13 protein-coding genes are annotated in these 13,950 nt (G+C 64.9%); 5 read left to right on the top strand and 8 right to left on the bottom strand.

What is annotated here, in order from left to right; genetic code table 11:
* Positions 1–11 precede the first annotated feature (11 nt).
* Positions 12–1,172 (bottom strand): ubiquinol oxidase subunit II, encoded by a 1,161-nt coding sequence (gene cyoA, locus ACVIIV_RS09925; protein WP_456744017.1) that lies wholly within the window; start codon positions 1,170–1,172, stop codon positions 12–14.
* 181 nt (positions 1,173–1,353) lie between these two features.
* Here cyoA and ACVIIV_RS09930 point away from each other — a divergent pair, with 181 nt between their 5' ends.
* Positions 1,354–2,682: an MFS transporter gene (locus tag ACVIIV_RS09930; RefSeq protein WP_456744018.1), complete on the top strand. Its 1,329-nt coding sequence runs from the start codon at positions 1,354–1,356 to the stop codon at positions 2,680–2,682.
* Positions 2,683–2,898: 216 nt separating this feature from the next.
* On the opposite strand, the gene ACVIIV_RS09935 is transcribed toward ACVIIV_RS09930, so the two are convergent.
* A complete protein-coding gene (locus tag ACVIIV_RS09935; protein WP_456744019.1) occupies positions 2,899–4,290 on the bottom strand; it encodes a M48 family metalloprotease in 1,392 nt (463 codons plus the stop codon).
* Positions 4,291–4,423: 133 nt separating this feature from the next.
* Complete coding sequence (locus tag ACVIIV_RS09940; protein ID WP_456744020.1) at positions 4,424–5,224, bottom strand: thermonuclease family protein; 801 nt, start codon at positions 5,222–5,224, stop codon at positions 4,424–4,426.
* A 322-nt stretch (positions 5,225–5,546) separates the two neighbouring features.
* On the opposite strand from ACVIIV_RS09940, the gene ACVIIV_RS09945 reads away from it, so the two are divergent.
* The 3 genes from ACVIIV_RS09945 (at position 5,547) to ACVIIV_RS09955 (ending at position 8,444) form a co-directional block, all read left to right on the top strand.
* Positions 5,547–6,752: an ABC transporter substrate-binding protein gene (locus tag ACVIIV_RS09945; RefSeq protein WP_456744021.1), complete on the top strand. Its 1,206-nt coding sequence runs from the start codon at positions 5,547–5,549 to the stop codon at positions 6,750–6,752.
* Between the two features lie 151 nt (positions 6,753–6,903).
* Positions 6,904–7,692: an enoyl-CoA hydratase gene (locus tag ACVIIV_RS09950; protein ID WP_456744022.1), complete on the top strand. Its 789-nt coding sequence runs from the start codon at positions 6,904–6,906 to the stop codon at positions 7,690–7,692.
* Between the two features lie 2 nt (positions 7,693–7,694).
* Positions 7,695–8,444: a hypothetical protein gene (locus ACVIIV_RS09955; RefSeq protein WP_456744023.1), complete on the top strand. Its 750-nt coding sequence runs from the start codon at positions 7,695–7,697 to the stop codon at positions 8,442–8,444.
* A 236-nt stretch (positions 8,445–8,680) separates the two neighbouring features.
* Here the strand turns inward: ACVIIV_RS09955 and ACVIIV_RS09960 are convergent, their stop codons facing one another.
* From ACVIIV_RS09960 to ACVIIV_RS09970, 3 genes are read right to left on the bottom strand one after another with little or no spacing between them, the layout of a single operon-like run.
* On the bottom strand, positions 8,681–9,493 hold the full coding sequence (locus ACVIIV_RS09960) for an enoyl-CoA hydratase/isomerase family protein (RefSeq protein ID WP_456744024.1): 813 nt from the start codon (positions 9,491–9,493) through the stop codon (positions 8,681–8,683).
* 17 nt (positions 9,494–9,510) lie between these two features.
* Positions 9,511–10,671, bottom strand: coding sequence for an acyl-CoA dehydrogenase family protein (locus ACVIIV_RS09965; protein ID WP_456744025.1), 1,161 nt, complete (start codon positions 10,669–10,671; stop codon positions 9,511–9,513).
* Positions 10,672–10,687: 16 nt separating this feature from the next.
* Positions 10,688–11,752, bottom strand: coding sequence for an acyl-CoA dehydrogenase family protein (locus ACVIIV_RS09970; RefSeq protein ID WP_456744026.1), 1,065 nt, complete (start codon positions 11,750–11,752; stop codon positions 10,688–10,690).
* 237 nt (positions 11,753–11,989) lie between these two features.
* On the opposite strand from ACVIIV_RS09970, the gene ACVIIV_RS09975 reads away from it, so the two are divergent.
* Positions 11,990–12,775 carry an SDR family NAD(P)-dependent oxidoreductase gene (locus tag ACVIIV_RS09975; protein WP_456744027.1) on the top strand — a complete coding sequence of 262 codons (786 nt, stop codon included), beginning with the start codon at positions 11,990–11,992 and terminating at the stop codon, positions 12,773–12,775.
* A 180-nt stretch (positions 12,776–12,955) separates the two neighbouring features.
* Here ACVIIV_RS09975 and ACVIIV_RS09980 read toward each other — a convergent pair whose 3' ends face one another.
* A complete protein-coding gene (locus ACVIIV_RS09980; protein ID WP_456744028.1) occupies positions 12,956–13,228 on the bottom strand; it encodes a GlsB/YeaQ/YmgE family stress response membrane protein in 273 nt (90 codons plus the stop codon).
* Positions 13,229–13,270: 42 nt separating this feature from the next.
* Positions 13,271–13,849 carry a YidB family protein gene (locus tag ACVIIV_RS09985; RefSeq protein WP_456744029.1) on the bottom strand — a complete coding sequence of 193 codons (579 nt, stop codon included), beginning with the start codon at positions 13,847–13,849 and terminating at the stop codon, positions 13,271–13,273.
* Positions 13,850–13,950: the final 101 nt, after the last annotated feature.

A 13,950-nucleotide genomic window follows, 5' to 3' on the forward strand; every position in this document is an offset into this window, starting at 1 on the left:
GCGGGATCTCTTTAAGAGTCTGACTTCGGACGCAGTCCGAGGAAGAAGGACGAGGACTTCAGCGGCGTGAACGACGGCCGCTTCAGGCCGGCGCCGAGCAGCGGCGCGCTGTCGACGGGGGCCGTGATGGAGGCGGTGGTCTTGCCCTGCGGCGCATCCGGCGTGCAGGTGCCGGCGACGAAGGTCGGCTCCGGTCCGAGCACCGTGCCGCGGCGGGCGTACTTGTCGTAGGTGAGCGGCAGCGTGTTGTTCAGGCCCTGATGGCCGTTGCCGCCCTTGGCGTCGATCGCCATCATCTCGCTCTGGCACATCTTGCCGGTCTCGACGCACATGTTGAGGATCAGGCGGTAGAGATCGGCATCGACGGTGCCCCAGCGGCGCACCGGCTCGTTCTGGCTGGGCTTCTCCAACTGGAGATATTCGGCGCGGCCGAGCGAGCCGCCGGCGGATTTGGCGCTGGCGATCCAGGCGTCAAAACCCTTGTCGTCGAGACCCTTGAAGTTGAAGTACATGCCGGAGAAGCCGGCGCCGCTGTAGTTCGCCGAAAACCCCTTGTACGTGCCGGCGTGGTTCACCACGGCGTGGAGCTTGGTCTCCATGCCCGGCATCGCGTAGATTTGGCCGGCGAGTGCGGGGATGTAGAACGAGTTCATCACCGAGGACGCCGTGATGCGGAAGTTGATCGGGCGATCGACCGGCGCGGCCAACTCGTTGACGGTCGCAATGCCGTAGTCCGGATAGATGAAGAGCCACTTCCAGTCGAGCGCGACGACGTCAACCTCGAGCGGAGCCTTGGAGTGGTCCACGGCGCGGTCGGCATGGATGCGGCCGAGGGTGCGATAGGGGTCGAGCAGATGCGTGCCCATCCAGGTCAGCGCGCCGAGGCAAACGATGATCAGCAGCGGCGCCGACCAGATCACCAGCTCGAGCTTGGTCGAGTGGTCCCAGTCCGGCTCGTAGCGGGCGGCCGTGTTGGACTGGCGATAGCGCCAGGCGAACAGCACTGTCAGCGCCATCACGGGGAGGACGATCAGGAGCATCAGAACGGTGGAGATGATGACGAGGTCGCGCTGCTGGGCAGCGATGTCGCCGGCTGGCGCCAGCACGACGTAGTCGCAGCCGCTGAGTGCGGCAGCCAGAGGTAGTAGCGCCAGGATCTTGAGACGAGACACGGGCCGAGCCTTTGAGAATGAGTTTCCTTTGCGGGGCCAAGGGGTAGCTGCGGCGCAACAATCCGGACATTGGACAATTTGTCCAATGTTGCAGTGCGAGAGGTTGGGTCAGACAGGGGCAGATTGCCTGGCGTCCCGCCGGGCGGTCGGCTTTGGTTTTCAGGACGTTAAGGGCGCACGAATGGCGACGGCACAGACCCCCGCAATGGCAGACCTCCACACGGGTGAGCACGGCCACGACCAGGCCAGTCCCGGCGAGATCGCCATCGGCGTCATCATCGGCCGCACCTCGGAATTCTTCGATTTCTTCGTCTTCGCGATCGCTTCCGTGATCGTGTTCCCGCGCCTGGTGTTCCCGTTCGCGAGCGAACTGACCGGCACGCTCTATTCCTTCATGGTCTTCGCCCTGGCCTTCATGGCCCGGCCGATCGGCACCGTCATTTTCATGACGGTCGACCGGGCCTACGGCAAAACGGCCAAGCTGATCTCGGCGCTGTTCCTGCTCGGCACCGCCACGGTCGCGCTGGCGTTCCTGCCCGGCTATCACGACATCGGCGTTGCCGCGATCTGGCTGCTGGCGCTGGCGCGCATCGCGCAGGGTCTGGCCTGGGGCGGTGCCTGGGACGGCATGGCTTCGCTGCTGGCGCTGAACGCGCCGCCCTCCAAGCGCGGCTGGTACGCGATGGTGCCGCAGCTCGGGGCTCCGCTCGGTCTGATCGTGGCGAGCGCGCTGTTCGCCTATTTCGCCGGCAACCTCTCGGCCGATGACTTCTTCGACTGGGGCTGGCGCTATCCGTTCTTCGTTGCGTTTGCCATCAACGTCGTGGCGCTGTTCGCGCGCCTGCGCATGGTGACGACCGAGGAATATGCCTCGCTGTTCGAGACCCGCGAATTGCAGCCCTCGCGCATCTCCGACACGGTCGCGCGTGAAGGCCAGAACATCATGCTCGGTGCGTTCGCGCCGCTGGCAAGCTTCGCGCTGTTCCACATGGTCACGGTGTTTCCGCTGTCCTGGGTATTCCTGTTCACCCGCGAAAGCCCGGTGCGCTTCCTGATCATCGAGATCGTCGCCGCCGTGTTCGGCGTCGCCGCGATCGTTGTCTCCGGCATCATCGCCGACCGTGTCGGCCGCAAGTCGCTGCTGATGGGATCGGCGATCGCGATCGCGATCTACAGCGGCTTCGCGCCGCAACTGCTCGATGCCGGCGCGTTCGGCGAGACCATCTACATGGTGATCGGCTTCATCCTGCTCGGACTGTCCTTCGGCCAGTCCTCCGGCGCGATCGCCTCGAATTTCAGGCAGGCGTACCGCTACACGGCGTCCGCGCTGACCTCCGACATGGCCTGGCTGTTCGGCGCCGGCTTCGCCCCGCTGGTGGCGCTGCTGCTCGCCACCAATCTCGGCGTCATCGCTTCGGGTGCGTATCTGTTGTCAGGCGCGTTCTGGACCCTGCTCGCGCTCTGGCTCAGCGGCCAGCGCGAGGCCGGGGATATGGACGCGGGGCGCTAAGGCTCAAGCGGAAGCCACATCACAGCTGTCGTCCCGGCGAACGCCGGGACCCATAACCCCAGGGAGAGGTTATGGCTGGCAACTCCGAGTCTTCGCCTAACTCTATCCTGTGGCTATCGCGACGAGCGCGAGCGCTCGCGCTGAGGTCCCGGATCGGCGCGCGCTTTATGCGCGCTTGTCCGGGACGACGACGGGATTTGTGGAGTGAGCGCAGCGTCAGTCCGCCACGATCTTCACGCGGTCGCGCACCTTGACCTGCGCGGTGCGATCGAGGCCGTTCAGCACGCGGAAACGCTCGGCGGGATGATCGACGCCGGCCATGCGATGGGAGAGCGATTCCACGGTATCGCCGGGCTGCACGGTGATGACCTTGATGCGCAGCGGGCGCGCGGCCTGGATCTCGTCGAGTGTCAGGCGACGGAACGAGTTGACGGTCTCGCGCGCGTTGCGCTCGCTCTCGGTCGATTTCTGCCGTGTCGCGAAGATGAAGCGATAGACGTCGCTGCCGAAGCGTAGCGCATAGACCTTGAACTGCCACTGATCGCCCTTGGCGGTGGCGGACGCCGCCGGGAAACCGTTGATGGTGATATCCTCGGTCGAGGCTTTCTCGACGCCTTCCATCCAGCCGGAATTGAGGTAGTCGCCGAGCGATTGTTCGGCCGGCACGCGCACGACGTCGAAGCGCATCGCCTGTGCGCCGCCCTCGCGCACGCCGATCACGGCCTGCGCGGTGTTGTCGAGCGTGAAATTGTCCGGCGCCTGGAAGGTGAAGCCGAGCTTCGGATGCAGGAATCTGCGGCCGCGGACAAAACCTTCGCTGGGGTCTTCGCCGTAGACGAGGTTGTCGATCGCCGCGAGATAGGTTTCGCGGTCGCGCTCGGCACCCTCAGGCGCAGTGTATTGCCGCGCGATGTTCTGCGCGTTCTGCACGCGTTCCGGGGTTGCCGGATGCGACGAGGTGAAATCCTGCGCGCGCGGATCGAGCGAGCTCTTGCCGGCCTTCAGCTCGGCATTGCGCTCCATCGCCGACAGGAAGCGCGCTGCGCCATAAGGATCAAAATGCGCCTTGGCGGAGATGCCGACGCCGATGCCGTCGGCCTCGAACTCCTGCTTGCGCGAGAAGCTCGCCATGGTGAGCTTGGTCTTGGCCAGTGCGAGCGCGGTGAGATCGGGATCGTTGCTCATGTCGGTGACGACGCGGGTGACGATCGCGGCCTGGCGGGCCTGGTCCTCGCGCATCGCGGCGTGCTTGGACAGCACATGCGCCATCTCGTGGCTGAGCACGGAGGACAATTCCGACGTATCGCTCGCAAGCGCAAGAAGTCCGCGCGTGACATAGAGCTGGCCGTTCGGCAGCGCGAAGGCGTTCACCGCGCCGGAATTGAGGATCGTGACCTTGTAGCCCTGGTCGGGACGGTCGGAGGCTGCGACCAGCCGGTCGACGGTCTTGCTGACGAGCGCCTCGAGCTTGGGATCGTCATAGGTCCCGCCATAGCTCGCCAGGATGCGCTCGTGCTCCTTCTCGGTGGCGGGGGTTTGCGCGACGGCGGGCTTCGGCTTCGGCATTACGACGGTCGCCGGGGTTGCCGCGGTCTGGAACCGGCCCATATCGCCACAACCGGCGAGAGCCGTGCCCAAGACAAGGCATAGCGCCGCCGGCGCCGCCCGCAGCCGGCGGCGTTCACTCCGTACGTGCCGTTCTAGCACCCCATCCACGTCGCTTAACCCGTGCCTGGCCGTCTTAAGGCCTTACCCCTGTCGGCTCGTTTGCGCCCAGCAACTCGACCTGCCCCACGAGGCGCACATCAATGCGCGGCCCCGTATTCCCCTCCACCCAGCCCCGAACTCGAATACGTTTATTTTCCAAGGACTTAAGGGTAATGCCAGCGCCTTCGAACGCCGGTAACGTGCGCTTTGAAATAGTCACGGCAAAGCCACGTGTCCAGTTCCGTCCGAAGTTGAGGTAGGTCATTGCCCCAGCTTGCCGGACTGACAGGACTTTGCCCTCGATTACCGCAAAGCGCCCGATCTCCGCCAAAATATCGTCCGGACTTTCCGCGTTTTTTATGGCCGACGGGTCAGCCCAGCTGCCCATTTTTTGGCGCCGCGCCGCGGCCTCGGACGCCATCAGGGCGGTCGCGCAGTCCTTGTCCACGATCTCGGCCGAGACCATGGCATCGCCCCGGGCGAGCAGCATGGCCTGCACCGAGGTGTCGCTGTCGCCGATGAAGACCAGGGCGCCCTGCCGGCCGTAACGGTCGGGCGTGTCGTCGGGGCTGCGCAGCGTCACGTCGCGGCCGGCGAGCAGTGAGATCAGCGCCTGCTTCGTGGTCGCCGTCGGCTCGATGCCGGTCAGGCGGATCTCGCGCCCGTCATCGAGGCGCACGCTGCGCGCATCCACGATCACGGAGATACGGCCTTCCCCTTGAGACTCGAATTGGCACGGTGTCGCGAACGCCGAGTTACTCGCGATAAGAAAAAATCCGATGATGAGATGGAGCTGTCGCGTCACGTGACCCGGAGAGGTTGCATTGCGCGACAATCATAGCTCATGCGTCGTGGGTCGCGAAGAGGCTTCGCCATACTCCGTCATTGCGAGCGCAGCGAAGCAATCCAGACCGTCTCTGCAGAAAAACTCTGGATTGCTACGCTGCGCTCGCAATGACGTGGAAGCATTTGTCCGCTTCTCACCATTCCACTTTGCGGAAAACATGCGCGGCAATTCTGATATCGCAACCCCCTCGCGCTTGCTGCGCTGTTGCGCATGCGGCATGATTGCGGCAATAGCGATAGCCAACAGCTATTACCAAGAGCAATAACCAAGCCGCCATCAGAGTACGGCGCGATAAGGGAGGTCGTTTTCGATGAAGACTGTTTTGTCCGGCATTTTTGCCGCCGCGTTTGCCCTCAATGCGAGCGCCGCGCAGGCCCAGGACAAGCCGCCGCTGAAGATCGGCGGCATTCTCGACATGTCGAGCCTCTATGCAGATATCACGGGCTCCGGCAGCGAGACTGCGGCCAAAATGGCCGTCGAGGATTTTGGTGGTGAGGTGCTGGGGCGCAAGATCCAGGTGCTGGCGGCCGATCATCTCAACAAGGCCGATCTCTCCGCCAACATCGCCCGCGACATGCTCGACAATCAGGGCGTCGAGATGATCTACGACGTCGCGGCCTCCGCGACCGCGCTTGCCGCCGGCGAGATCGCGAAAGCGCGCAACAAGATCATCATGTTCAACGGCCCGGGCTCGATCCGTCTCACCAACGAGGCCTGCGGGCCCTACACCATCCATTATGTGTTCGACACCTACGGCCAGGCCAATGTGACCGGCCTTGCGGCCGTGAAGTCCGGCCTCGACAGCTGGTTCTTCCTCACCGCCGACTACGCCTTCGGCCAGGATCTGGAGAAGGACACCAGCGCCGTCGTGACCAAGACCGGCGGCAAGGCGCTTGGCAGCGTGCGCCATCCGCTCAACACGTCGGATTTCTCGTCCTTCCTGCTCCAGGCCCAGGCCTCCAAGGCCAAGGTGATCGGGCTCGCCAATGCCGGCGGCGACACCATCAACGCCATCAAGCAGGCGGCGGAGTTCGGCATCACCAAGGGTGGCCAGAAGGTCTCGCCGCTGCTCGCCTTCGTCACCGATATCGACTCGATCGGGCTGGAGACCGCGCAGGGCTTGCTGCTCGCCGAGGCGTTCTACTGGGACCTCAACGATGACACGCGCGCATTCTCCAAGCGCTTCATGGAACGCACCAAACGAGTGCCGACCTCGGCGCAGGCCGGCGTCTATTCCTCCGTCACGCATTACCTGAAAGCCGTTAAGGCGGCCGGCACGACCGACGCCGCGGCGGTGATCAAGGTGATGAAGGAGACGCCGATCAACGACTTCTTCGCCAAGGGCGGCAAGATCCGCGAGGATGGCCGCATGATCCATGACATGTACCTGTTCGAGGTGAAGAAGCCGTCGGAGTCCAAGGGTCGCTGGGACGATTACAAGCTGCTCGCGACCGTGCCCGGCAGCGAGGCGTTCCAGTCGCTGGAGCAGTCGCGCTGCCCGTTGGTGAAGAAGTGACGGCGTGACGTAAGTCACGACGTCATTGCGAGGAGCTCTTGCGACGAAGCAATTCAGACTGCGTCTGCGGAAACATTCCTGGATTGCTTCGCTTCGCTCGCAATGACGATGTGGTGATAGCTCGGCTAGACAACAACAAGGAAAGCGCCCCATGAACGACATGGTCCTGCAGAAGCTCGACGGCGGGCTGCTCACCATCACGATGAACCGTCCGGAGCGGAAGAACGCGCTCAACCCGGACATGGTCGCCGGCCTGGTCGAAGCGGCACGGCGCGCGGCTGATGATCCCGAGGTGCGGGCGGTGCTGTTCAAGGGCGCGGGCGGCTCTTTCTGTGTCGGCGGCGACGTCAAGTCGATGGCAGCAGGCCGCGCGCCGCTGCCGTTCGAGCAGAAGCTCGCCAACCTCCGCCGCGGCATGGAGGTCTCGCGCATCCTGCACCAGATGCCGAAGCCCGTGGTGGCGCAGCTCGATGGCGCGGCGGCCGGCGCCGGCCTCTCGATGGCGCTGTCCTGCGACCTGCGCATCGCCTCCGAATCCTGCAAGATCACCACCGCCTTCGCCAAAGTCGGCTTCTCCGGCGATTACGGCGGCACCTATTTCCTCACCCAGCTGCTCGGCAGCGCACGGGCGCGCGAGCTCTATCTGATATCGCCGGTGCTCACCGCGAAGGAGGCGCACGCGATCGGCATGGTGACCAAGGTCGTGCCCGACGCAGAGATCGACGCCGCCGCGCACGAGCTCGCGCTGTCGCTGGCGCAGGGTCCCTCGATCGCGCTCGGCTACATCAAGCGCAACATCAACAATGCCGAGCATCTGGCGCTGGAAGACTGTTTCGACGGCGAGGCGATCCATCACACCCGTTGCGGCGACACCGAGGACCACAAGGAGGCCGCCAAGGCCTTCGTCGAGAAGCGCAAGCCGGCCTTCAAGGGCGCATGACGATGGCGCCCTATGTCCGGCTGCGTCAGATCTGTCTGGTCGCGCCGCAGCTCGAGCCTGTCATCACGGATATCGCCAGGATCATGGGCCTCGCCGTCTGCTATCGCGACGGCAATGTGGCGAAATACGGCCTGGAGAACGCGCTGCTCCCGGTCGACACGATCCTGCTGGAGGTCGTGGCGCCCTTCAAGGACGGCACCACGGCCGGCCGCTTCATCGAGAAGACCGGCGGTCGCGGCGGCTACATGGCGATCTTCTGTTGCAACGATCCCGACGAGTGCGGCCGCAACGCCAACGCGCTCGGCGTGCGCACAGCCAATATCATCGACCATGCGCCCTATCATGGCGTGCAGCTTCACCCCCGCGACTGCCGCGCCGCCTTCATCGAGTTCAACCACACCGAAGGCAGCGACGATAGTATGGGCGCCTATCCGCCGGCGGGACCCGACTGGCAGAAATTCATCCGCAAGGATGTGACGCAGGCGCTGACGGCGGTGGAGATGCAGAGCCCGAATCCGACGGAGCTTGCGGAGCATTGGGGAAAGATCATCGGTGTTGCGCCGAGTGCCGGTGCCGAACTGAAGTTGCCCAACGCGACCTTCCGCTTCGTCAAGGGCACCAGCGAGATCATGAGCGCGCTGGAGTTTCGGGCGACTGACGTGGCGCAGGTGCTGCATACCGCCAAGGCGAAGGGGCTCGCGGTTGCGGGCAACGAGTTTCTGCTGGGCGGGGTGACGTTCCGCGTGATCTGATTGCGCTCAAACCCTCTCCCCTTGTGGGAGAGGGTGGATCGCCGCGCAGCGGCGAGACGGGTGAGGGGTCTCTCTGCGCGAGTGAATCTCTTGCGTTTGAATGCGCTGAAGCAACCCCTCATCCGGCGCCATAGCCGAAGCTCCGCTTCGGCGTTCTCGAGAACGGCGGCCGAAGGCCGCCCATGCCACCTTCTCCCACAAGGGGAGAAGGAAGAAGAGAACGTTCATCGCCGCGATCACCGCCCCCTAAAATTCGCCGCCCGCCGCTCTTCCGTCGCCTTCACGCCTTCCTTGAAATCCTCCGTCGCGCGCAGGCGCGTCTGCTCGGCGAGCTCGTGATTGGTCGCGGCCATGACGCGGTCGGCGAGGCCGTTGCGCATCGTGGCGCGGGTGGAGAGCAGGCCGAGCGGGGAGCATTCGGCGATCTCGCCGGCGAGCTTCATCGCGGCCGCCTTGACCTGGTCCTGCGGCACCAGCTCGTTGGCGAGGCCCCATTTGTAGGCCTCTTCGCCGGTGACGCGGCGGCTGGTGTAGAACATCAGCTCGGCGTTGTTCTTGCCGATCAGCTCGGGCAACGTCACGGTCAGGCCGAAGCCGGGATGAAAGCCGAGCTTGGTGAAATTCGCGGAGAAACGGGCTTCGGGGCAGGTGACGCGGAAATCGGCTGACACCGCAAGGCCCAACCCGCCGCCGATGGCCGCACCCTGGACGGCGGCGACGATCGGCTTCTTGGCGCGGAAGATGCGCACGGCCTGGATGTAGAGATGGTTGATCGAGCCGAGACTGTCGGCCGGATCGCCCTTCTTCTCGGCCTCGCGCGCCTCCTGCGCCTGCCGCGCCGGATCGCCGAAATTGGCGCCGGCGCAGAACGCCTTGCCTTGCGCGGAGAGAACGGACGCACGGATCTCGATGTCGCGGTCGAACTCGTCGAGCGCATCCGCGATCTGGTTGATCAGGGAGATGTCGAAGAAGTTGAGCGGGGGACGGCGGATCTCGATGGTGCCGATATGCCCGACCTTCTCGACGCCGATATCTTGATAGGTGCTCATAATGATCCTCGATTGAATTAGCGCAAGCCCAATCCGCGGGCGATGATGCCGCGCAGCACTTCGGTGGTGCCGCCCTGGATGGTGAGTTTCGGCGCGGTCTTGATGGCGAAGTCGAGCTGCCGCTCCAAGGTTTCGCGGTTGGTCGCGGTCTCCTCGACGAAGGCAGCGAGATCGCGCACGCGATGCGGCAGCTGCTGCTCCCAGACCGTGCCGATGTCCTTGACGATGGACGCTTCCACAACCGGCTCCTTGCCGGCCTGCAGCATGCCCGCGACCGAGACCGACATGCGCCGCATGGTGTGGAGCTGCGCGACGAGGCGCCCGATGCCTTCTGCGCTGCGCGTGTCCGGGTTGGGGCCGACCGCGCGGACCAGCTCGGTCAGCACGTAATAGGTTTCGAGGAAACGCTCGGGCCCCGAGCGCTCATAGGCGAGCTCGCTCGTCGCCTGCTTCCAGGCGCCGTCGACCTCGCCGAGCACGTGATCATCAGGGATGAAGTGATCGGTGAAGACGACCTCGTTGAACTCGTACTGGCCGGTGATCTGGCCGATCGGGTTCACCTTGATGCCCGGCTGCTTCATCTTGACCAGGAACTGGGTCAGGCCATGACGGCGGTTTTCCTTGGTCGGCGGTGAGGTCCGGAAGATCGCGATCATGTAGTCGGCGATATGCGCCGACGAGGTCCAGATCTTGGTGCCGTTGATGAGATAGCCGCCGTCGGTCCTGGTCGCGCGCGTCTTCGCCGCGAACAGGTCGGAGCCGGAGTTCGGCTCGCTCATGCCAATGGCAAAGCAGATCTCGCCGCGGCAGATGCGCGGCAGGATGTCCATCTTGATGTGCTCGGGCGCATATTTCAGCAGCACCGGCCCGCTCTGGCGGTCGGCGACGAAGAAGCGCCGCGTCGGCGCATTGGCGACGCGCATCTCCTCGGTCACCACGTAGCGTTCCAGGAATGAGCGCTCCTGGCCGCCATATTTCTTCGGCCAGGTCATCCCCAGCCAGCCCTTGGCGCCAACCCGGCGGGAAAATTCCGGTGCGTCGGTGTCCTCGCGGTTGGGCTTGTGCGGGTCGAAGGTGCCGGCGGCGATTTCCTCGGCGAGGAAGGCGCGCACTTCCTTGCGCAATTGCTCGCATTTTTCGGGGAGGCGGATCGGATCGAAACGGAGGGCAGCGGTCATTGTGGTCGTCCCCTGATCAGCGCGATGCCACGAGCGGCCACAATTCGTCGGCGCCGCGGTTTGCTACGAGCTTGCCGAGTTCGACGGCCCAGTGGCTCTCCGAGCCGAAATCGTCGCGCCAGGCCAGCGCCCGCAGCGAATAGCGGTGCAGGATGTGCTCCATGGTGAAGCCGATCGCGCCGTGAACCTGATGCGCGATGCCGCCGCCTTTCTCCGCGGCTTCCGCGCAGCGGATTTTTGCGGAGGCGGCTTCGAGGTAGACCTCGTCGTTGAACGATTTTGCATTCGCGATGGCGTCGGCCGCGGACGTCGCCGCCGCGAGCGCCGCGGCGGATTCGCCGGCAAGGCGCGCGAGATTGTGCTGCACGGCCTGGAATTTCGAGATCTTCTTCTCGAAGGCGACGCGTTCGTTGGAATAGCGCACGGAGATGTCGAGCATAGATTCCAGCGCGCCGGCGATTTGAAGGCTGCGCGCGACGCCGCCCATCAGCATCAGATTGGTCTGGTCAAGGCCCTTCGGTGCGGGTTTGGTGGTGACGGGCTGAACCCTGTCGAGGGTGACGGTGTCGCTGTGGTCGTAGCCGACATTGAGGCCGGATTCGATCCGAGCCTTGGCCGCGTCGACCAGTGCGATGGAAACACCATCCTTGCCGTGCGCCAGCACCGCAAAATGCGTCGCCGCTTTCGCAAAAGGCACGCCGCGCGCGCGGCCGAAGAGTGCGCCGTCGGCGTCGAGCGTGATGCGATCCCTCGGCGAAGCCGGGAGCACGGTCATCTCGCCTTCGGGCGAGGTGATCCTGGCCTGCGCCAGCAGCCATCCCGCCAGCATGGTCTCGGCCAGGGGCACCGCGATGGCGAAACGGCCGGCGGCGTTCAGCAGCGCAAAGCCGTCGGCGAGGCTCGCGCCGGAGCCGCCGAGATCATCCGGCACCCACGACAGCGGCAGTCCGGCTTCGCTCAGCGCCTGCCACAGCGGCGCTTGCCACGAATTCGACTTGTCGTTGTTGATGGTTTGCGGATCGGCGAGATCGGCGAAGATCTTCTCCGCGGTCTCGACGACGATGTTGTCACTCTCCGCCACAGCGTTCCCCGTCTCTTGCCATTGGCGCGTCCCGCCTCCTTGGGCCGGCGCGCAGCTTCTTCTTGCGCCCGATGATCGGAAAAAGCCATGGCCCTGACAAGCGTTGATCGCAGGCCAACCTGCGGCGCGGGCATGGGGGATCAGCAAATTCCGCTTAGCGGAGTTTGCTCGATTTGCAGGGCGCGGCAAACTCGCTAAACAGGACGCCGAGATCAAAGACAGGGGAGGAAAATCAGGATGGCCAAGGACAATCTATGCGCAATCGTGACGGGGTCGGCCTCCGGCCTTGGCGCCGCGACCGCCGAGATTCTCGCCCGCAACGGGGCGCGGCTCGTCATCAACTATTCGTCGAGCGAGAAAGAAGCCGAGGCGACGGCTGAGCTCTGCCGCAAGGCAGGCGCCGCGCAAGTCCTGGTCGCGCAGGGTGACGTCTCCAAGGATGAGGATTGCCGCAAGATCGTCGCTGCAGCCAACGGCTGGGGACGGCTCGATATCCTCGTCAACAATGCCGGCACCACCAAGCATGTGGCTCACGCCGATCTCGACGGATTGTCGGCGGAGGATTTCCAGCGGGTCTACGGCGTCAACACCATCGGCCCGTTCCAGATGGTGCGCGCGGCGCGCAGCCTGCTCGAAGCCGCCGCCAAGGCTTCGGGGCGGCCCTCCGCGGTGGTCAACGTGTCCTCTGTCGCCGGCATCAGCGGTGTCGGCTCGTCGATTGCGTACGCCGCGAGCAAGGGCGCGCTCAACACCATGACGCTGTCGTTGTCGCGCGCGCTGGCGCCGCTGATCCGCGTCAACACGGTATGCCCCGGCTATATCGACACGCCCTGGTTCACCAAGGGCCGCGGCGAGGCCGGCGCCAAGCAGGTGCGCGACAGCGTGGTGGCGAAGGTGCCGCTCAAGGTCGCATCATCCGCGGAAGACATCGCGCAGCTCGTCTGCTTCCTGGCGATGCCGGCCTCCAGCAACATGACCGGCGAGGTCGTGCGCATGGATGCAGGGATGCATTTGATTACTTGAGACACTCCGTACGTGCGTCAAATACAGGTGTCGTCCTCGCCAAAGCGGGGACGCATAACCACAGGAGGAGTTTGGCGAAGACTCGGAGTTATCAATCTTCGCCAAAGTCCTCCCTGTGGTTATGAGTCCCGGATCGGCGCGCGCTTGGGGCGCGCTTGTCCGGGACGACACCGAAAGTGTTCAGCCTTTTATCACCCCGCTCGCCACCAGCCGGTGCCAGACGAACAGCACCACCACGGCGCCGATCGTGGCCATGATGAAGCCGGCGCCCTGGTCGGGGCTGTAATGGCCGATGGCCTGGCCGATGAAGGTCGCCAGAAACGCGCCGGCGATGCCGAGGATAGTGGTGAGGATGAAGCCGCTGGGATTGTTCGGCCCCGGCGCAAGCCAGCGCGCGATGAGGCCGGCGACGAAGCCGACAATGATGATCCACAACAGGCCGCCGAAACTCATGACAGTGCTCCCCTTGCCGAGAAGTTGAAGGTCAGACTTCTGCTAAATCCTGCCCGAGAGCTCGTTCTCGGTCGGCAGCCGTCCGTCCGGCGTCAGATGGTCGACCACCTGCGGCAGATATTGACTGAGGCCGGAGAGCAGCTCCTCGCGCGACAGGCCGCTCTGCGCCGACAGGCTGTCGATCTGGTCGGCGCCGAGTGCATTGGCGAGATCGCCCGGCGCGATCGGCTTGTTCTCACCCTTGCCGACCCAGGAATTCGCGGCTTCGCCCTGGCCGCCCTGTTGCAACTGGTTGAGGAGATCGCCGAGCCCGCCGCTGAGCACGGTGCCGGCCGCGCCGCCCGCAAGCAGGCCACCGAGGCCGCCCTTGAGCAAGTCGCTGAGACCGCCGCCGGGGCCGCCCGCATTCGCCTGCGTCGGAGGCGGCAGCGGTGAGCGCTGCTGCGGGGCAGGCGCCGCGCCGGGCTGGCCGGCCGTCAGATGCTTGAACGCCTTCCAGGCGAGCAGGCCGAGCAGCGCCATGGTCATCGGCGACATGCCGCCGGAGGATTTCTCGGAGCTGGGCGTGCTCGGGCCGCGCGGGCCGTTCTGCATGCCGTTGAGGACGTCGAGTAGACCCATGGTGCTCTCCTTTGGCGTTCTCGTTCGGCGAGCGCTCGCCGCCGACTGCCCCCGGGGCGAAAACATATGGGGCACTCATGACCGTTACAAGTCGGATGCGA

The sequence above is a fragment of the Bradyrhizobium sp. USDA 4354 genome, assembly GCF_054060315.1.